At 40.4% G+C, this 20,472-nt stretch carries 16 protein-coding genes; 14 read left to right on the top strand and 2 right to left on the bottom strand.

Features of this window, described 5'->3' with window-relative positions; all coding sequences use genetic code 11:
* Positions 1–21: 21 nt before the first annotated feature.
* From EO122_RS05270 to EO122_RS05220, 12 genes are all read left to right on the top strand, one after another.
* Positions 22–708, top strand: coding sequence for a Crp/Fnr family transcriptional regulator (locus tag EO122_RS05270; RefSeq protein WP_206168513.1), 687 nt, complete (start codon positions 22–24; stop codon positions 706–708).
* Between the two features lie 71 nt (positions 709–779).
* Complete coding sequence (locus EO122_RS05265) at positions 780–4,454, top strand: nitrate reductase subunit alpha (RefSeq protein ID WP_127009689.1); 3,675 nt, start codon at positions 780–782, stop codon at positions 4,452–4,454.
* Positions 4,444–5,871: a nitrate reductase subunit beta gene (gene narH, locus EO122_RS05260; protein ID WP_126938088.1), complete on the top strand. Its 1,428-nt coding sequence runs from the start codon at positions 4,444–4,446 to the stop codon at positions 5,869–5,871. Before EO122_RS05265 ends, narH begins: the two co-directional genes overlap by 11 nt.
* Positions 5,871–6,395, top strand: coding sequence for a nitrate reductase molybdenum cofactor assembly chaperone (narJ, locus tag EO122_RS05255; protein WP_127009688.1), 525 nt, complete (start codon positions 5,871–5,873; stop codon positions 6,393–6,395). The genes narH and narJ overlap by 1 nt, the downstream gene beginning before the upstream one ends.
* Positions 6,392–7,063 (top strand): respiratory nitrate reductase subunit gamma, encoded by a 672-nt coding sequence (gene narI, locus EO122_RS05250; protein WP_127009687.1) that lies wholly within the window; start codon positions 6,392–6,394, stop codon positions 7,061–7,063. The genes narJ and narI overlap by 4 nt, the downstream gene beginning before the upstream one ends.
* A 338-nt stretch (positions 7,064–7,401) precedes the next feature.
* Positions 7,402–8,010, top strand: a complete 609-nt coding sequence (locus EO122_RS05245; RefSeq protein WP_127009686.1) for a hypothetical protein — start codon at positions 7,402–7,404, stop codon at positions 8,008–8,010.
* Positions 8,011–8,357: 347 nt separating this feature from the next.
* On the top strand, positions 8,358–8,438 hold the full coding sequence (locus tag EO122_RS08440) for a putative holin-like toxin (RefSeq protein WP_370447247.1): 81 nt from the start codon (positions 8,358–8,360) through the stop codon (positions 8,436–8,438).
* A 567-nt stretch (positions 8,439–9,005) separates the two neighbouring features.
* Positions 9,006–10,391, top strand: coding sequence for a tRNA uridine-5-carboxymethylaminomethyl(34) synthesis GTPase MnmE (mnmE, locus tag EO122_RS05240; protein ID WP_127009685.1), 1,386 nt, complete (start codon positions 9,006–9,008; stop codon positions 10,389–10,391).
* 8 nt (positions 10,392–10,399) lie between these two features.
* Positions 10,400–12,274: a tRNA uridine-5-carboxymethylaminomethyl(34) synthesis enzyme MnmG gene (gene mnmG / locus EO122_RS05235; protein WP_127009684.1), complete on the top strand. Its 1,875-nt coding sequence runs from the start codon at positions 10,400–10,402 to the stop codon at positions 12,272–12,274.
* Between the two features lies 1 nt (position 12,275).
* Complete coding sequence (gene rsmG / locus EO122_RS05230; protein WP_127009683.1) at positions 12,276–12,989, top strand: 16S rRNA (guanine(527)-N(7))-methyltransferase RsmG; 714 nt, start codon at positions 12,276–12,278, stop codon at positions 12,987–12,989.
* Between the two features lie 142 nt (positions 12,990–13,131).
* Complete coding sequence (locus EO122_RS05225; protein WP_127009682.1) at positions 13,132–13,827, top strand: vitamin B12 dependent-methionine synthase activation domain-containing protein; 696 nt, start codon at positions 13,132–13,134, stop codon at positions 13,825–13,827.
* A gap of 374 nt (positions 13,828–14,201) precedes the next feature.
* Positions 14,202–16,628: a homocysteine S-methyltransferase family protein gene (locus EO122_RS05220; RefSeq protein WP_127009681.1), complete on the top strand. Its 2,427-nt coding sequence runs from the start codon at positions 14,202–14,204 to the stop codon at positions 16,626–16,628.
* Positions 16,629–16,888: 260 nt separating this feature from the next.
* Here EO122_RS05220 and EO122_RS05215 read toward each other — a convergent pair whose 3' ends face one another.
* Positions 16,889–17,377 (bottom strand): hypothetical protein, encoded by a 489-nt coding sequence (locus EO122_RS05215; protein ID WP_127009680.1) that lies wholly within the window; start codon positions 17,375–17,377, stop codon positions 16,889–16,891.
* A 103-nt stretch (positions 17,378–17,480) separates the two neighbouring features.
* Positions 17,481–17,969, bottom strand: coding sequence for a hypothetical protein (locus tag EO122_RS05210; protein WP_127009679.1), 489 nt, complete (start codon positions 17,967–17,969; stop codon positions 17,481–17,483).
* 877 nt (positions 17,970–18,846) lie between these two features.
* Here EO122_RS05210 and EO122_RS05205 point away from each other — a divergent pair.
* A complete protein-coding gene (locus tag EO122_RS05205; RefSeq protein ID WP_127009678.1) occupies positions 18,847–19,611 on the top strand; it encodes a ParA family protein in 765 nt (254 codons plus the stop codon).
* Positions 19,601–20,470: a ParB/RepB/Spo0J family partition protein gene (locus tag EO122_RS05200; RefSeq protein ID WP_127009677.1), complete on the top strand. Its 870-nt coding sequence runs from the start codon at positions 19,601–19,603 to the stop codon at positions 20,468–20,470. The genes EO122_RS05205 and EO122_RS05200 overlap by 11 nt, the downstream gene beginning before the upstream one ends.
* The last annotated feature ends 2 nt before the right edge of the window (positions 20,471–20,472 follow it).

Here is a 20,472-nt window from a genome sequence, read left to right as displayed (position 1 = left end):
TGAAAGATGCATGGTGACAGAATGGAACAGAAGTTAATTGACCAATTGCTAGCTTTACCAGGTGAAACAATTCATTTAAAAAAGGGAGAATTTTTGTTTCACGAAGGCGATAAGGCAGAAAACTTTTATATCGTTCAGAAAGGGCGTCTTAGCATAAAGAAGTTTGAAGCTAGTGGACATATCTTTGCCTTACGGTTAGTAGGTAAAAATAATGTACTAGGAGAGATTCCTTTGTATGAGACGAATACAAGATCTTACGTGTTTAACGCGATTGCACGAGAAGATTGTTCGGTATATTGCATACGCTACGATATACTTGAGCCTGCTATTGCTAAGGATCATTCCTTAGCCATTGCGATGATGAAGATTTATACACTTCATATGCGCCGACAGCAAGCTAAGTATAGAGACTTATTGTTATATGGTAAAAAAGGTGCATTTTATTCTACATTGTTGCGTCTAGCAAATAGTTATGGCATTCAACGTGATGACGGAATTTATATCGACATTGCTTTGAGTAACCAGGAACTAGCTGAATTTGCAGCCACATCTCGGGAAGGTTTAAACCGAATGCTAAGTGAGTTACGAAAGTTAGGCTATGTAGCCTATGATAAACACCATCTGGTAATCTGTGACTTTGATGCATTAATCGGATTGCTGGAATTAGATATCGAAACAATCGATCCTAATATTAGCAATATCGAATAATTAAGGTTGTACCCCCTTGCTGTGAGCAATGCTAAGGCAAGGGTTTTTTGTATTTTTAAGGAGGACATGAGATGAGTCTTTTATCTCAAAAATTTAAGTTTCTTCGCAAGAAGGACGTATCTCCAACAGGCCATCAAATCACAGAAGAAGGTGGTCGTGAATGGGAAAATTTTTATCGTGACCGTTGGTCCTACGATAAAGTAGTCCGCACCACACATGGCGTAAACTGTACTGGTTCTTGTAGCTGGAACATTTACGTAAAAAATGGTGTTGTTGCATGGGAAAATCAAGCAACTGATTACCCTAAAACACCAGATGATATGCCGGATTACGAACCACGCGGATGCCCTCGTGGATCTACATTCTCTTGGTATTTATACAGCCCACTACGCGTAAAATATCCGTATGTACGCGGTGAGTTGATTGAACTTTGGAGAGAAGCGAAGAAAACAGCTAAAAACCCAATTGAAGCATGGAAATCTATTGTAGAAGATCCTGAAAAAGCAAAACGCTATAAATCTGCTCGTGGTATGGGTGGTTTTGTGCGCTCTACATGGGATGAATCTACAGAAATCGTAGCAGCTTCTTTATTATATACAGCAAAAACATATGGTCCAGACCGCAACGCAGGATTCTCTGTAATTCCAGCGATGTCCATGTTGTCCTATGCAGGTGGTGCGCGTTTCTTGAACCTTATGGGTGGTACTCCACTTTCCTTCTATGATTGGTATGCTGACTTGCCGCCATCCAGCCCACAAGTTTGGGGTGAACAAACAGATACTCCAGAATCTGGTGACTGGTACAATGCAGGTTATATTATCACATGGGGTTCCAACGTACCATTGACTCGTACACCGGATGCTCACTTCTTGGCAGAAGTACGTTATAAAGGTACAAAAGTAGTATCTGTGTCTCCTGACTATGCAGAATCCACTACATTCTCCGATACTTGGTTGAATGTAAAAGCTGGTACAGATGCAGCGATGGCAATGGCAATGGGTCATGTCATTTTGAAAGAATACTATGTAGATAAAGAAACTCCATATTTCAAAGAATATGCGAAAGAATTTACTGACTTACCATTCTTAGTACGTGTAGAAGAAATCAACGGCGCTATCCAAGCGGGCCGTTTCTTGAACAATCAAGACTTAGGCAGCACAGAAGATGGCGCTGATTTCCACACTGTCGTTATCGATGAAATTACGAATACAGTAGTGGCACCAAATGGTACATTAGGTGATCGTCATACAAATCCTAAAAAATGGAATTTACGTCTTGAAAACCGTGCAACAGGAGAGAAAATCTCCCCTCGTTTATCTGTTATCGACCAACGTGATTCCGTAGCATTAGTGAAATTACCATACTTCGGTGACGAAGCCCATGAAGGTATTATTGAACGTGCTATTCCTGTTATGACAGTACAAACTAAAGAAGGTCCTGTACAAGTAACAACAGTTTACGACTTGATTCTTGCTAACTATGGTATCGATCGTGGTTTAGGTGGTGAAGTGGCGACTAGCTATGAAGAAGACACTCCATATACACCAACATGGCAAGAAAAAATTACTGGCGTGAAAGCAGACGTAGTGATTCGTACAGCTCGTGAATTTGCAGACAACGCAGAACAAACAAAAGGTCGCTCCATGATCATCATGGGCGCTGGTATCAACCACTGGTATCATGCTGACATAATTTACCGTACGATCCTTAACTTAATCATGTTCTGTGGTACAGAAGGCGTTAACGGCGGTGGCTGGGCTCACTATGTAGGACAAGAAAAATTACGTCCTGTAGAAGGTTGGGCTGGCATTATGACAGCGAACGACTGGAGTAAAGCACCTCGTTTACAAAATGGTACATCTTGGTTCTACTTTGCTACAGAACAATATCGTTCTGACTGCATTGACCTAGCAGACCGTGTATCTAAATTAGCCACACCTCGTTACAGACACCCTGGTGACTATAATGTATTGGCTGCTCGTTTAGGTTGGTTGCCGTCCTACCCTACTTTCAACCGTAACTATCAAGATTTAATCAATGATGCTCGTGCCACAGGCGCAGGTACTGAAGCTGAAATTAACCAATACATTGTACAAGCCTTGAAAAACAAAGAGTTGAAATTCTGCGTAGAAGATCCTTCTGCGAAAGAAAATCATCCACGCAACTTGTTCGTATGGCGTTCTAACTTGATTGGTTCTTCTTCTAAAGGTCATGAGTATTTCTTAAAATACTTATTAGGTACAAAAAATGGCGTACTAGAAGATGAAGATGCACCAGTACGTCCAGAAGAAATCAACTGGCGTGAAGCTCCAGAAACAGGTAAATTAGACTTGTTGATCGACATCGATTTCCGTATGGCCTCCACGGCGTTATACTCCGATATCGTATTCCCTGCAGCGACATGGTATGAAAAACAAGACTTATCTTCCACAGATATGCATCCATACGTGCACGTATTCCAAGCGGCTGTTGATTGCGCATGGGACACTAAATCTGACTGGGATACATTCCGTACTTTGGCAGAAACTGTATCTCGCGTAGCGAAAGAGTCTGGTTTCACTGAATACGAAGATATCGTAGCACAACCATTGGGTCATGACAGCCCAGGCGAAGTGGCTCAACCATTGGGTAAAGTATTAGACTGGAGCAAAGGTGAATGTGAACCAATTCCAGGTAAAACAATGCCAAATCTTGTACATGTGAAACGTGATTATAGTAAAATCTTTGAAAAATTCATCGGTTTAGGTCCTAATATTGAAAATAAAGTGGGCGCTCATGGTTTAGCATGGGATGTATCAGATGAATATCAATCTTTATATGAACAAAATGGAACCATCGACCAACCAGGTTTCGTATCTCATGGTCGTCCAAGCATTTATGAAGCACGTGAAGCTTGTAATGTTGTGTTAACATTGTCTTCTTGTACGAATGGTAAATTAGCAGTTCGTTCTTGGCAGGCAATGGAAGAAAAAACAGGCTTAACAGATCTTCAAAAAAATGCAAAAGGTCGTGAAGAAGAACGTATTACTTTCGACGATATGGTACGTCAACCACGCTTTATTATTCCATCTGTAACAAGTACAGGTAAAAATAATAAAGACCGTCGTTATTCTCCATTTACAACATCTACTGAGGATAAAGTTCCATTCCGTACGATCACAGGTCGTCAATCCTTCTATTGTGACCATGAAATGATGCGTGACTATGGCGAGGCTATGGCGCTTTATAAACCAGTCTTGTCCTACGCACCAGTGAAAGGTGATTATGCACAAGAGGGCGTTCCTCAAATCACATTGAAATACTTAACACCACATCATAAATGGTCTACACATAGTATGTACTTCGATAGCCAACAATTGTTAACATTGTTCCGCGGTGGACAAACAATTTGGTTGAACGAAGATGATGCGAAAGAAATCAATGTCCAAGATAACGATTGGGTAGAAGCTTTCAATAAAAACGGTATCGTTGCAGCCCGCGCTGTAGTATCTCCACGTATTCCTCGTGGTATTTCCTACATGCACCATGCCCAAGACCGTCACATCAACGTACCAGCTGCGCAAATCAAAAAACAACGCGGTGGTACACACAATGCACCAACTCACATTCATTTGAAACCGACACATATGATTGGTGGTTATGGTCAATTAAGTTATGGATTCAATTATTATGGCCCAACTGGCAACCAACGGGATATGACTATTGTGGCTCGTAAAATGAAGGAGGTAGATTGGCTTGAAGATTAAGGCTCAAGTATCTATGGTCCTAAATTTAGACAAGTGTCTAGGCTGTCACACATGTTCTATCACTTGTAAAAATACATGGACAAACCGCGAAGGTGCGGAATATATGTACTTTAATAACGTTGAAACTCGTCCAGGTGTTGGCTATCCACGTCATTGGGAAGACCAAGAGAAATGGAAAGGCGGCTGGACTGTTGGTAGCGATGGAAAATTAGCATTAGCTACAGGTTCTAAAACAAATCGTTTGATGAAATTGTTCTACCATCCAGAACAACCTGAGTTGAAAGACTATTTTGAACCATGGACATATGACTATGAAACGTTGATCCATTCTGGTCGTAAAAATAACCAACCAGTAGCACGTCCACGTTCTTTGGTAACAAAAGAAAAAATGGAAATCAAATGGGGTCCTAACTGGGATGACGATTTGGCTGGTGGTGAGCACGCTCGCTCTGATGTTAACTTAGCTAAAATGGGCGAAGATATCGTGTTTGACTATGAAAAAGTATTCATGCGCTATTTACCTCGTCTATGTAATCACTGCTTGAATCCAGCATGTGTGGCAGCTTGTCCATCTGGTGCAATTTACAAACGTGATGAAGACGGTGTAGTTCTTGTTTCTCAAGATGTATGTCGTGGCTGGCGCCATTGCGTACCATCTTGCCCATACAAAAAAATCTTCTACAACTGGGAAACAAATAAAGCTGAGAAATGCGTATTCTGTTACCCACGTTTGGAAAATGGTTTACCACAAATTTGTGCGGAAACTTGCGTAGGTAGAATGCGTTATGTAGGCGTTGTCTTCTATGATATGGATAAAGTAGAAGCAGCAGCGGCTTCCAAAAATGATACAGATATCTACGAAAATACAGTGGATTTAATCTTAGATCCTCATGATCCAGAAGTAGTAAAAGCGGCTCGTGCAGAAGGTATTGGTGAAGCTTGGATTAAAGCAGCACAAAAATCTCCAGTCTACAAATTGATCAAAGAATGGAAAGTGGGCTTGCCATTGCATCCAGAATACCGTACATTGCCAATGGTTTGGTATGTGCCACCGTTGAGTCCAATCGTACAACGTATTACATCTGAAGTATACTTACCAGATGCAAATGAAATGCGCGTGCCTGTACAATATCTTGCAAATCTATTTACAGCAGGTAATGCAGATGCCCTAGCTCGTGTATTACAACGTGTATTAGACATGCGTGAATATATGCGTCGTCGTGATGTAGGCGGTGAAGCTCCTGAGCATCCAATCGATTTAACAGAAGATCAAATGTATGAAATGTACAAATTGTTAGCCTTGTCTAAATACAATGATCGTTTCGTGATTCCTACAGATATCAAAGCGTCTCGTGAAGGTCGTGCAGATATGCAACATAAACGTGGTTTTGCCTGTCCTACAGGGGGATGTCAATAATGAATGATGCTCAGAAAATAGCGCTTATCGCGTCATTTCTGCTTCGTTATCCTGATGCCACTTGGTACGATGAATTACAAGAATGGAAGGGGGACGCAACATCTGTTGCGCACCCTCAACTCCGCCAAGCCTTGGTAGAATTCTTCGACTATGTGGAAGAAACATCTCGTAAAGAGTTTGAAGATCAATATGTGCGTACCTTTGACTTCAGTCAAAATACGAATATGTATTTATCTACTTATGAGTTACAAGGTACAGGGGAACAAGCAGAAGAACTTGTGAAATACAAAGCATTTTTCCTTGAAAATGGCTATGACTTACCAAAAGAAATGCCAGACTTTGTCCCAGCTATTCTTGAATTATGTGCGCTTATCGAAGAAGAAAAAGCAAAAGAAATTTATGAATACTGTAAACCAAAATTAGAATATATTCGGGAGCGCTTCATTGAAGCAAAACTGCCGTATGCATTCTTATTTGATATTATTTTATCTGTTGCAAATGGATTGGAGGACGGTGTACTATGAGTTTATTTCTATGGGGCGCCCTGCCTTATATCGCTTTCACCTTCTTTGTCGTAGGGACTCTTGTTCGCTTCTTTTACTTTGAAAGAAACTGGACTACTAAATCAAGTCAATTTTTAGAAAAGAAACAATTGCGTATTGCTAACCCATTGTTCCACTTTGGTTTGCTTTGCGTGATCGGTGGTCACGTGGTAGGTGTATTAATTCCTAAAACTTGGACTGCTATGATCGGTGTGGATGACCATATGTACCACCAAGGTGCGTTGTACATGGGTGCTGTAGCTGGGTTCCTATTTATCTTAGGATTCTTGATGCTTATGAAACGTCGTTTCACAACACCTGAATTACGTGCTAACACATCTAAAATGGATGTATGGTTGTACTTGTTCTTTACACTAGCTATCTTTAGTGGTATGGCTGGTACCTTATTGAATGCATCTGGATTTTTTGACTATCGTGTGTCTATTGGACCTTGGTTCCGTAGCGTATTGATGGCGATGCCAGATCCATCCTTAATGGAAAATGTACCTGGTATCTTTAAGTTCCATATGCTATCCTGGATGATTGTGGCGATTGTGTTCCCATTCAGCCGTTTAGTACATTGCTTAAGCGTACCATTTAACTACTTGGCACGACCATTTATCGTGTATCGTAAACGAGACCGTCGCTAATTTTCTCTATGAAAGTCTGTGGCGTTCTGCTCTAACACAAGTGAATGAAAGACCGCAACACTCTCCTTCTCAAACTGATCCTACGGTAGGTTTGTTCAGGAGTATGTTGTGGTCTTTTGCGTTTGTGTAATTTTGGTAGTTAGGAAACGCCTCAGGCTTTCTACGAAAAAAGGGCGCTCCTTGAGGTTGTCTCTTTTTGTGTTTGCGCGATTTAGGTTGTTAGAATATAATTTTCTCAATAATAAATTGTATTTGATAATATAATATGATATACTTTTGCATATAGAAATTCATCAATATATGATAGATAAGGGCGTATGTAAAAGGGGTATTTTGTTATGAATCAAGGAGTACAGAAACAGTTTAGAAGTAAGTATGATATTTTTATATGGATCGGGATTTTATCTTTAATTTTTATGGGTCTTCTTGAATATGGATTTGCTCAATTAGGTACTAAGCTTGGGTTTTGGAAGATTCATCTAGGGATGATTCCGTATGCAGCCTGGCTTGTGATGACATATATTGCCACACGTCCGAAGTGGTTTGTAGAAAAGTATAATTTAGGTGAGATGTATAAGATTCACCGTTTGTTAGGGATTATTGGTACGGTGTTAACGAGTCTACATGTGTATGTATACTTTGGGATTGGGCACAAAGCGATGATGGCTTGGTGGACTGGTTATATTTCTTTTGGGGCTATGCTGATTGCCTTCTTAACGAGTATGTATTATCTAACGCCATGGTTTAAGCGTGGTGGTAAGGCCTTATCTCGTAAGGCTGTAATTTGGTTACATCGATTCAATTTACTAGCTATTATTACTGGTAATTTACATGTTCATGGGTTTAAAGGTCTAGCACATATGACTCCATTTATCCAAGTCTTTGATGTGGTTACATATGGGTTAGTGATCTATTATATCTATTGGATGTTTAAGAAAAGAAACTAATTCCGCTATGTAGCCTGTGGCGTTCCTAACTAGATAAGATAAAGGGAAGAGCACGGTATACCCCTCACAAACGGTACTTCATAATGTTTGTGAGGGGTATACCGTGCTCTTCTTGTATCTGTATGATTTGGTCAGTAAGGAACGCCACAAGGCTACTACTCGTAAGGGCATTCCTTTGGGGATGTTTGTGGCGGCATCATCTGCAAACTTGGGCGCTGCTTAGTTTGCTGGTTGAAATGATATTAAGTTTAAGTAAACAATGCGAATATAATATGCTATAATAAAAACATAAGAGTTATCAACGTGAGTTGGGCTCGTCTCTTCCTACTATAGGAGGAGGTGATACTATGACTACATATGAAAAGTTATCTTTATTGATTCAATTTTCTATGTTAATTGTAGAAGTTATTCGTTGCTTTTATAGCTAATGAAAACGCCTAACGATAAGAGGTTTTGGGGACCTCAACACGTTAGGCTATTTCGTTCTTACTGATTTTCGAGATGAGCCTAACGCCTTCAACACGTTGGTGGCTCTTCTTTTATTGCCTCCATTATAGCATAGGTTATAGGGGATTACAATAGTCACTGGTTTTGCTATGTAGCCTATGGCGTTCATAACTGAATAGGCAAAGGGAAGAGCGCAACATATTCCTTCTCAAACTGATCTTACGGTAGGTTTATTCAGGAACATGTTGCGGTCTTCTTGTATTCGTGTGATTTAGGTAGTAAGGAACGCCATAAGGCTACTACTCGTAATGGGATTCCTCAGGGAGTTTTATCCTATCTATCATTGATGTTACTTTGGTTGCGTGATATAATTTATATAAGGCCAAAAGGCCTTTTCTTTTTATGCGAAATGGTATTACTCGATGTCATGCATGTTCTTTATATGTAGTATGAAAGTATCATAATGATACTATATATTGTGCATCCTCGTGAGGGACATATATTAGTTATACGCTAGAGCAACGGCATTGATGTAGACAGGAGATACTATGTTTTTAGATGACACGATTGCAGCGATTGCGACGGCTCCAGGGATTGGCGGTATTGGTATTATCCGCGTCAGTGGTTCTGAGGCGTGTGATGTTGTGAATCGTATCTTTCACAGTAAACAATCTATCCCACTGGGTGAGCGTCAGACGCGAACGATTCATTATGGACATATTGTTCATCCTAAGACGGGCAAAACCTTGGATGAGGTTATTGTAGTGTTGATGAAAGGCCCTCATTCCTATACGGCAGAGGATGTGGTAGAGATTCAATGTCATGGCGGTTTTGTGTCAGTCCGTGAAATACTGAAAGTCCTACTTTCAGAGGGTGTACGTCAGGCAGAAGAAGGGGAGTTTACGAAGCGAGCGTTCTTGAATGGTCGTATTGATTTAACCCAAGCGGAGGCCATCATCGACATTATTGATGCGAAGACGGAGCAATCTTTGGAAGTGGCAGTTAATCAATTAGATGGCACCTTGTCCAAGTATATTCGCGCTTTACGAGATGAGTTAATTGCTATGATTGCCCACCTAGAGGTAACCATCGATTACCCAGAGGAAGATATTGAAGAGGTGTCAGCTCAAGAGGTACGCACTGGATTAGAACCTATCCTTGAGAAAATGGACAATCTACTGGCGACGGCACAGCGTGGTAAATTATTGCGTGATGGTGTGATGGTGTCCATTATTGGTCGTCCTAATGCGGGCAAATCTAGTTTGATGAACGCTTTACTTCGTGAGGATCGTGCCATTGTGACGAACATTCCAGGCACGACCCGTGATAGCATCGAAGAATTTTTGACGATCCAAGGGATTCCCGTGCGCTTAATTGATACTGCAGGGATTCGTGAGACCGAAGACATTGTGGAAAGTATGGGCGTTGAAAAAGCACGTCAATACTTAGATAAAGCAGATGTGGTGGTCCTTGTCATTGATGGGTCTAAACCATTAGAACTGGAAGAACAAGAGTTGCTACAGCTCATTACGAATCGTCCAAGCATTATCTTCTTGAATAAAGCAGACCAAGCTCAATGTGTTAGCAAAGAAGAGATTGCAGCACTGGGGACTTTCACAGAGATTGTCACCATCAGCGCGGCCCAAGGGGAAGGGATGGATGAGATGGCGAAGGTCATTACATCCTTGGTACAAGGCGGTACTGTGCAAGCCAGTCATGAGGCGATGCTCAGCAATGTGCGCCACATCACTTTGATGGAACAGGCGAAAGTTAGCTTGGACCAATCCATTCTTGCCATTGATAGCGGCATGCCTATTGATTTAATTGTCACGGACATTCGTGCTGCATGGGAGTTACTGGGTGATATTACTGGTGAAAGTTTACGTGAATCCATGGTGGATGAATTATTTAAACGATTCTGTTTAGGAAAATAGGAGAATACATGTATTTAGTAGATACGTATGATGTGATCGTCATTGGCGGTGGTCATGCTGGTTGTGAGGCTGCGTTAGCCACAGCTCGTATGGGGCACCGTACCTTGATGGCCACATTGAATTTAGATAACATTGCCCTTATGCCGTGTAACCCAGCGATTGGGGGACCTGGTAAAAGCCATCTAGTGTGCGAACTAGATGCATTGGGCGGTGAAATGGGCATCAATGCGGATGCGACGGCCATCCAAATGCGCATGCTCAACACAGGAAAGGGACCTGCGGTACATTCCTTGCGAGCCCAATCCGATAAAGTTGCCTATCAACGTCGTATGAAAGAAATTTTAGAAAATACAGAGAACCTCAATGTGAAGCAAATCATGGTCAATGAATTGCTCATTGAAGACGGTGTTGTACAAGGCATTGTGTCAGAGCTTGGGGAAGTATACCAAGCCAAGGCGATCATCTTATGTACGGGTACGTACTTAAAAGGCAAGATTATTACTGGTGAGTTGGCGTACACAGGTGGTCCTAATGGACAACGGACAGCGGAGTTGTTGTCTCAATCTTTATTGAATCACGGCATTAAGCTGATGCGATTCAAAACAGGTACACCAGCTCGCGTCGATAAACGAACCTTGCACACAGAAAATATGGAAATGCAACCTGGTGACTCTCACCATAGAGCCTTCTCCTTTATGTCTGATTGGATCGACCGCAATGAGCAAGTATGTTGGTTGACTTTCACGAATCAGGAAACACACGATATCATTCGTGGCAATTTACATCGTGCCCCTATGTACACGGGTGTCATTGAAGGAACGGGCCCAAGATATTGCCCATCTATCGAAGATAAAGTGGTTCGTTTTGAAGATAAACAACGCCATCAATTATTCGTGGAACCAGAAGGTAATCATACGAACGAAATGTACGTACAAGGTATGAGTACAAGCTTACCAATCGATGTGCAATATGCGTTCCTACGTACTATTCCTGGTTTGGAAGATGTAGAAATCATGCGTCCTGCTTACGCCATTGAATACGACTGCTTAGATCCATTGCAATTGACACCTGCTTTACAAGTGAAGCATATCCAAGGTTTGTATTCTGCAGGTCAAGCGAATGGTACATCTGGCTATGAAGAAGCGGCAGCGCAAGGCTTGATGGCAGGTATTAATGCAGCCTTATGGTTAGAAGGAAAAGAGCCATTTATCTTATCTCGATCCGAAGGTTACATCGGTGTACTTATCGACGATTTGGTAACGAAAGGAACGAAAGAACCGTACCGCATGATGACGAGCCGCAGTGAATATCGCTTGTTACTTCGTCAAGACAATGCAGATATGCGACTCACTGAAAAAGGCTATGAAATCGGACTTGTTAAGGAAGAACGATATAGAGCGTTCAAAGAAAAACAAGGTAAAATTGAAGCAGCCATTCAATTACTATCGGATACACCTGTGAACCCTAGCGAAGAGACTCAGCAAATCTTAGATCGCATCGGTACACCTCGCATCAAAACGGGCATTAAAGCATACGATTTAGTGAAACGCAATGAATTGAACTATGCGGTAGTAGCAGAGGCTTTCGGCTTACCTCGTTACGAAGCACCAGTGGAAGAAGAAATCGATATTACCATCACCTACGATGGATATATAAAAAAACAGTTAGAACAAGTGGAAAAAGTACGCAAGTTAGAGGCGAAAATTATTCCTCAAGATTGGGATTACACTTCTATGAAGGGTATTTCTTTGGAAGCCATCCAAAAATTAAATGCTGTTCGCCCTCATTCTATTGGTCAAGCCAGCCGTATTTCTGGAGTGTCTCCAGCGGACATTTCCGTACTCTTAGTGCAAATTGAGCAGTACTACCGTGAAAGAGGTTAATATGATATTTTCAGACTATGTGAAAGCTCACACCACAACCTATGGTTTGGATCTCACAGACACACAAATTGACCAACTGCAACGGTTTTACGAGCAAGTGGTGACCACTAATGAGCACATGAATTTAACAGGTATTACAGAGCCAGAAGAGTTTGCTTTAAAACATGTGGTAGATTCTCTATCTTGTTATGACCCTAAGTATTTTACAAAGGGTGCGACGGTCATCGATTTAGGTACAGGTGCAGGTTTTCCAGGTGTTCCCTTGGGTATATACGATCCATCCTTACAAATTACTTTGTTTGACTCTTTACAAAAGCGACTCCGCTTTTTAGATGGTGTTATTGAGGACTTAGACTTACAAGGATTACAAACCTTACATGGCCGTGCAGAAGATTTGGCACACCAAGAGTACCGGGAATCTTTCGACCTTCTCACTAGCCGTGCGGTGGCTCGTTTATCCATCTTATTGGAATGGGGACTTCCCTATGTGAAAGTAGGGGGCTACATGGTGGCATTAAAAGGCTCTATCGTGCAGGAAGAGCTAGAGGAGAGTAAACGTGCTTTATCCATCTTAGGCGGTGAAATCGTAGAGGTCAAAGAAGTGACATTACCTACCTTGGATGACAAGAGGGCTATCGTGTATATAAAAAAGGTAAAGCCTACGGCTAAGAAATACCCTCGCAAACCAAAAGAGATTAAAACAAAACCTTTATAGCTTTGTACTATAACTTATAATAAAATATAGAAAATGCTTATAAGTATGAACTATGGTATACTTAATAAGTACTCTTTTACATGTGCGGTCACGTTGTGTTCGCACATGTTTTATATTTGCAATACAAGATTGAGGTGAGACAATGGCAATCTATAACGGACGATTACCAAAACTCAATGAAGATGAAATAAAACGATACTCCGGGTTAAAACATGCGGAGGGCTTTCCAGAGCAGTATGTGAAAGAAGCTGCCCTAGAAGTGCAATTGGTGGCAGAACCTCGTGGTGTGTACCAATGCTATGATTACGATGCAGATACACATACCATACTCAGTGACCCACCGATGGTGCTAGATGCGACGGGTATCATCCGTCATTTAGGAAATGCTAAAAAAGTATATGTGTTGGCTGTCACAGTAGGAGAAGCGGTAGAAGAACGTAGTTCTGCTTTATTTAAAGAAGGCAAATCTACACTAGGTCTCCTCGTGGATGCAGCGGCCACAACGGCAGTAGAACAAGTGGCAGATCAGGTAAATGAACTCATTGACAGAGAGGCAAAAAAACAAGGCTTTAAAACGACATGGCGCTTTAGCCCAGGCTATGGCAATTGGCCTGTCACAGTACAGCAAGAATTTGCTAAGATCATTAAAACAGAAGAAATTGGATTGACAGTGACAGACACAAGCATGCTATTTCCACGTAAATCGGTAACAGCCATCGTGGGCTGTCAAACCGTCGATGAAGAAGGACCAAAGACACAACGAGGCTGCACATCTTGTAGCCAAGTAGATTGTGCCTCTCGAAAGTTGCCAGAGAAGGGGACGACGTCGTGCATTTAAACAAATGTACCGTTTGTGATGGATAGTACTGAAAAGGTATCCTATGTGGGATATCCTTATGATAGTTATACTTTTTGCAATATAATTGATATTTGTGTAAGGTATAATAACTATTAGTAATACTATCATTGGTATATAGTGTTAATCAGTATAAGTTTTTATAGTAGTTGTATATGGCTTGGCTGCTGTAGAGGTACTTTATGTCATACTGATAACTGTAAGATGCTAACAAAGAAACTTTGATTAAGAACAATAATTAGATGTATAGATAAGTAATATGGTGTATGAGAACCTACAGGGAAGAGTAGAAGCATACCCATGTGAAGTATATTGCCTTGGGCGAGCAATGTGCCTGATACATAAGTGAGGGACATATGGTATATATTATAGATGGCGGCATGGGTACCATGCTGCAGGCGGCAGGTCTTGGTGACGGGGCTTGTCCAGAATTATTTAACGTAGAACATCCGGACGTGGTGGAGCACATCCACGCAGAATATTTGCGTCACGGTAGTGATATTATTACGACTAATACCTTTGGTGGGACAGCGTTAAAACTGGATGAATACCAATTGGGTCATCGCATGGATGAAATCAATCGGGCTGCTGTGAAAGTAGCACAAGCCGCACGTGATAAGATTAACCCGAATGCGAAAATCGCAGGTGATATGGGTCCTAGCGGTCGCTTTATGGCACCATTAGGGGTGGCTCAATTTGATGAGATTTATGAGACTTTCAAAGACCAAGCAAGAGCCCTTATCGATGCCGGTGTAGATTACCTGATTATTGAAACGATCATCGATATCCAAGAAATGCGTGCCGCTTTATTGGGGGCTAAGGATGCTCGTGAAGAGTTAGGAAAAACAAAAGACGATGTGAAAATCATCTGTCAGTTCTCTTTCAGTGAAGATGGTCGTACCATCACAGGTACACCACCGGAAGCAGCAGCTATCTTGATGGATGCTATGGAAGCAGATATTGTAGGTATTAACTGTTCTTTGGGACCTGAACAATTATTGCCACTTGTAGAGCGTATGGCGGCGGTAACGAACTTGCCAATCAGTATTCAGCCGAATGCTGGGATGCCACAATTAGTAGGGAAAGAAACTATCTTCCCATTAGGACCAGAAGAGATGGGCGAATATGCACCTCGTTTCCTCGATGCAGGGGCAACGTATTTAGGTGCTTGTTGTGGTAGTACGCCAAAACATATTGAAGCTATTGCCAAAGCGGCACGAGCACATACACCGGCAGAACGACCACATGTAGAACCGTTTACGGCTTTCACAAGTCGTACTAGCGTAGTGAAAGTAGGTTTGCAAGAAAAACCAATCATCATTGGGGAACGCATTAATCCAACAGGCCGTAAAGTGTTAGCAGAAGAAATCCGCAAGGGTAGCTTCTTAATGGTGAAAAAAGATGCGTTAGCCCAAGTAGAAGCTGGGGCAGACGTGTTGGATGTTAACATGGGTGTTACAGGCGTTGATCCAGGGGAAACGATGAAACGAGCTATCGAAGAATTAACGATGCTTGTGGAGGTTCCTTTATCCATCGATACCTTAGATCCAGTGGCAATGGAAGCGGGCTTGAAAGCCTATCCAGGTCGTCCATTGTTGAACTCTGTGAACGCAGAGCCAGAGCAATTGGAAGCAGTATTACCATTGGCAAAACGCTATGGTGCAGCGTTATTATGCTTGCCATTAGGTAAAAAAGAATTACCAGAAACGGCAGAAGAGCGTGTGTCTTTAGCAAAAGAAATCGTCTTAGAAGCGTATAACTATGGATTGCGACCAAATGATTTATTGCTTGACCCATTAGTATTGACCTTAGCAAGTAGCCAACATGCAGCAAGAGAAACATTAAAAACATTAAAACTCTATGCAGAAACTTTTGGATTCCCAACAGTGATGGGTTTATCTAATATATCCTTTGGCTTGCCACAGCGGGCGTACTTGAATGCACAATTCTTGACGATGGCATTGAGCAATGGATTGACTTGCCCTATCATGAACCCAATGAATGAAATCGTACGAAAAGCTTTTATTACAGGGCGTACCTTCATGGGATTTGACCCAGCCGCAGCGGACTTCATTGCTGAATATGGTGATGACGATGAAAATGCAGTGGTGACGAAAAAGGTGAAAGCCACAGCGGAAGCGTTCCACAGTGATGACCCAATTGAATGCATTAAACATGCTGTAGAACAAGGGGAAAAAGAGGCGGTTGTGCCATTGGTAAAAGAAGCCTTAGCACAAGGCCTAGATCCATTAGAGGTGACTCGTAGAGGATTATCCGACGCTATGGCAGTAGTCGGTGAAAGATTTGGAGCTGGTAAAGCATTCTTGCCACAAGTCATGTTAGCGGCAGAAACGATGCAAGCGGCTTTCACAACGATTAAAGAAGTGTTACCAGAAGATACTGCAGAGAAGAAAGCGACGATTATCTTAGCTACGGTAAAAGGTGACATTCACGACCTAGGTAAAAATATCGTATCTGCCTTGTTAGAAAATAATGGATACCAAATCGTGGACTTAGGTAAAGACGTGTCGCCAGAAGAAATTGTTGCAGCAGCGAAAGAACACAATGCACCGATCATTGGTATAGCATCCTTGATGACTACAACGATGCCAATGATTAATGAAACCATTGCGGCGGTACGTGAAGCGGGTGTCAATGCGAAGGTTCTTGTAGGCGGTGCGGTATTGTCCCAAGCCTATGCAGATGAAGCTGGTGCTGATTCTTATGCTAAAGATGGTATCTCTGCGGTGAACATCGTAAAAGGTTTATTAGGTGATGAGTAGAGAGTATTTATAGGAGCAATTTAGTTCATTAATAATTCGATTATAGTAAGATCTTATAATCATAGAAGAATAAAACGCATGTTCTTATACTAGGAACCCAAACATATTAGTGAAAGTCTAAAGCCATATAGAATAGAAAAGCAAACAGAGGAAGATAGACTCTATAAGATCCATCTTCCATATAAAAAAGGGACCATAAGGTCCCTTTTTTATTATATTGTTTCACGTGAAACAATAATTTGTTTAGATAGAATAAGGTATTATCGTACACATATATAGATTGATTTAACATAGCGGTAATTAGTAATAAATTCTATACCAGATTTTAGTAAGTCATGAGGAGTATTGGGAGTATAAGTACCATAGAATAATACATAATACCCTTGATTATTAACATAGGTTGTATCAGGTGGTCCATATTTTGTATAGATATCATCAATACTATCACCCACAGATATGCCTCTAGCAGTAACAGCATCTCGACTCGTAATTATTTTTTTCTTTACTTCAGGATAATTGCCTCGAGTAATTTCAAATATAAGACCACCATATCCAAGGCCATAGCGATATTTAATAGTAGGCTCTCCTAAACTTTGAATAATTGCGTTAGCAGTTGATATTTTTGGAATACCTGCCACAACAAAATCTGAATCTGGAAGATCATGACCTGCAGCATGATTAGTGCTTACTCCTAATGTAGTAAGTGCAATGGAACAAAGCAGTATAAAATTTCTTATTATTTTACTCATAAGATCTCCTTTAAAAGACAAAGTATGCGTTAGACTAACTATATAATGAAATTACAGTAGTTCTAAATACACATCTTTGGGTAGATAATAGAAATGATGAAAGCTATTCTCCAAGGGTTATATCAATTTCACGAACATAGTTGCCATTGGTGTAAAAATCTATTCCAGATGCATATCCACTATTTGGTATGTATTCTCCATAGAATAGTATACGATATCCATCTTTGTTTTGAATGAAATCTGGCTTTCCATAAGCATTATATACATCATTAATACTATCGCCTACTGAAATCCCCCTAGCTGTAGCAGCGTCACGATTTTTAATTGTTTTTGTAGTGATAGCAGGGTAATATTGACGACTAATATAGAATGTAAGACCGCCATAAGAGATTGTATCTCTACCAACAGAGGTAGGAGTTCCTAAGCTCTGACGAACTGCGTTTGCATTAGTAAGTTTTGGAACTCCAGCAACAACAAAATCGGAGTCTGGAAGTTTATGGCCTTGTATTCTTGATGCGTCACCATGGCCTATACCTAAAATAGTGAAAGCAACTGCACCTAGAATAGCTAATGTTTTAAACTTTTTAAACATAGTATATCCCCCTTTATATGAAATAATTGATATCTTAATTATACGATAGATGCATTGGGTTTGTGAATAGATAGTATGACAAATGATGGTATAAAGTATAATAAGAATAAGTAATACAGAAATATTCATAAATTAGTGTTGTATAGTGAGTTAGAAAGATACACAAGAGAAGGATGAATGGGTGGATGTTAAAGATAAAGTAGCCATTAGCATAATGTATAGAGAAAATACTTGCGTTGGATACTTGCATAGATAAAAAAGACGCATAGCTGTATAGGTAGAAGAAATAAGTGCAATATGAAAACTGATGTTACACCGCCTATTTTAGTTTGTATCTTTTTAACATACATATGGCATCATCTAAACTTAGTATGTAATTTTTTATCAGAGATGTCACACTATTAGCTGTGAGGGCGTTATATGTTTCACAGTATTTACGGTGTAGTATAGATAGGAACGATTGATGTACTAATTGTCTAGGGTAATTCGACAGGGTGCTATTATTTGTATCTAGATGTTTCACGTGAAACAATTAAGGGGATACGATGGTAAGGCAAATTCTATTTTAATGAGTACCATATATTGGTAAAAGATATATAATAAGATACTGCTGAAGATTCTAAAATATGGATGAGATTAGTAATAGTTATAAGAAATAGTGTAGCGTTAAATATTTATAATGGTGCATACACACTGAGTTTATAAGGTAGAATAGTCACTGTTTCACGTGAAACAAAGCTATGAAACGATAAATAAACAAAACGATGTAAAAAAGTATAGAAAAAAGAAGAAAATAGCTGAAATCCCATGTTCCTTTCATAAAAAATATAGAAATCTATGTTATAATGTGATAAGACTAGTAGAAAGAGGTGACATAATGGCTAAGATTATCGCCATAGCCAACCAAAAAGGTGGTGTTGGTAAGACGACAACTGCAGTAAATTTGAGTGCTTCTCTGGCAGTAGAAGGAAAACGAGTACTCTTATTGGATTTGGATCCTCAAGGAAATGCAACAAGTGGCCTGGGTATTAATAAAGATGATATAACTCAAGGCGTGTATGAAATGCTTGTTGATGATGTAGCGATTACAGATATTATTGAAGAAACAGTAATAGATACTTTGCATATTGCACCGACAACGATTGATCTAGCTGGTGCAGAAGTTGATTTGGTCAACATGGATGACAAAGGATATATTTTAAAGCATGCTATCGCACCGGTTGTAGCGAATTATGACTATATTATCATTGATTGTCCGCCATCCTTAGGGATGTTGACAATCAATGCATTAACGGCAGCAAACAGCGTATTAATCCCTATTCAGACTGAGTTTTATGCATTAGAAGGTGTAAGCCAGCTTATTAAAACGATTGAACTTGTACAAGAAGAATTAAATGAAGACTTAGAACTAGAAGGTGTAGTTCTTACTATGTACAATGGACGCACTAAATTAGCAGTACAAGTGGCAGAAGAAGTAACAAATTACTTTGGTGATGCTGTATATACAACGACGATTCCTCGTAATGTTAAATTGGGAGAAGCACCAAGTCATGGATTGCCAGTTGTGATTTACGATAAACGATCGAAAGGTGCGGAAGTATATTGTGCATTAGCTCGGGAGGTAATACAACGTGGTTCTTAAAAAGACGAAAGGTGGTCTAGGCAAGGGATTAGGGTCTTTTGGATTAACGGGTACATTTAAGGACGGTCATAAAGGTGGATACGAAGTAGATATCACAAAAATTCAGCCGAATCCAAACCAGCCTCGTAAACGATTTACAGAAGATGATATGACAACTCTTGTTGAATCTATTACAAAACATGGATTGATTGCTCCCATTGCAGTGCGCAAGGTAGAAGATCATTATGAAATCGTAGCTGGTGAAAGACGATGGAGAGCCTGTCAATTAGCGGGACTTTCCAAAATTCCTGTAGTAGTTCGAGACTATACAACAGAAGAAGTGAGTGAAATCGCTCTTGTAGAAAATTTGCAACGGCAGAATTTAGATCCGATGGAAGAAGCTTTTGGATACCAATATTTAATGGATACATTCAAAAAAACACAGGAAGAAATTGCTGCTATTGTAGGCCGTAGTCGTTCCTATATTGCGAATATGGTAAGACTTACACAATTGCCGGAATGTATTCAAGAAGATTTGATCGAAGGGGAGCTAACGGTAGGTCAAGCACGGCCTTTATTGGCATTAAAAAGCGAAGAATTACAACGAGGAGCTTTAGCAATTATTAAAGAAAAAGAGTTGAATGCACGTCAAATTGAACAACTTGTAAAAACATTACAGGCAGGTAAGAAAAAACTTGCGTCCACACAACCTAAAGCGACAGCAGAACTAAGAAAGCTGATGCAACGATTAAAACATAGCCTGGGAGCCCCTGTTGATATTCGTTTAAAAAACACAAAAAAAATACAAGGAACCATTGAGGTGACTTTCAAAAATGAAGAAGAACTAATGCGATTGATTAGCTATATAGAAGGAGAATAAAG

Origin of the sequence: Veillonella sp. CHU110, assembly GCF_003992255.1 — a bacterium.
GTDB lineage: Bacteria > Bacillota > Negativicutes > Veillonellales > Veillonellaceae > F0422.
This window is presented reverse-complemented; position numbering and strand designations above follow the sequence as displayed.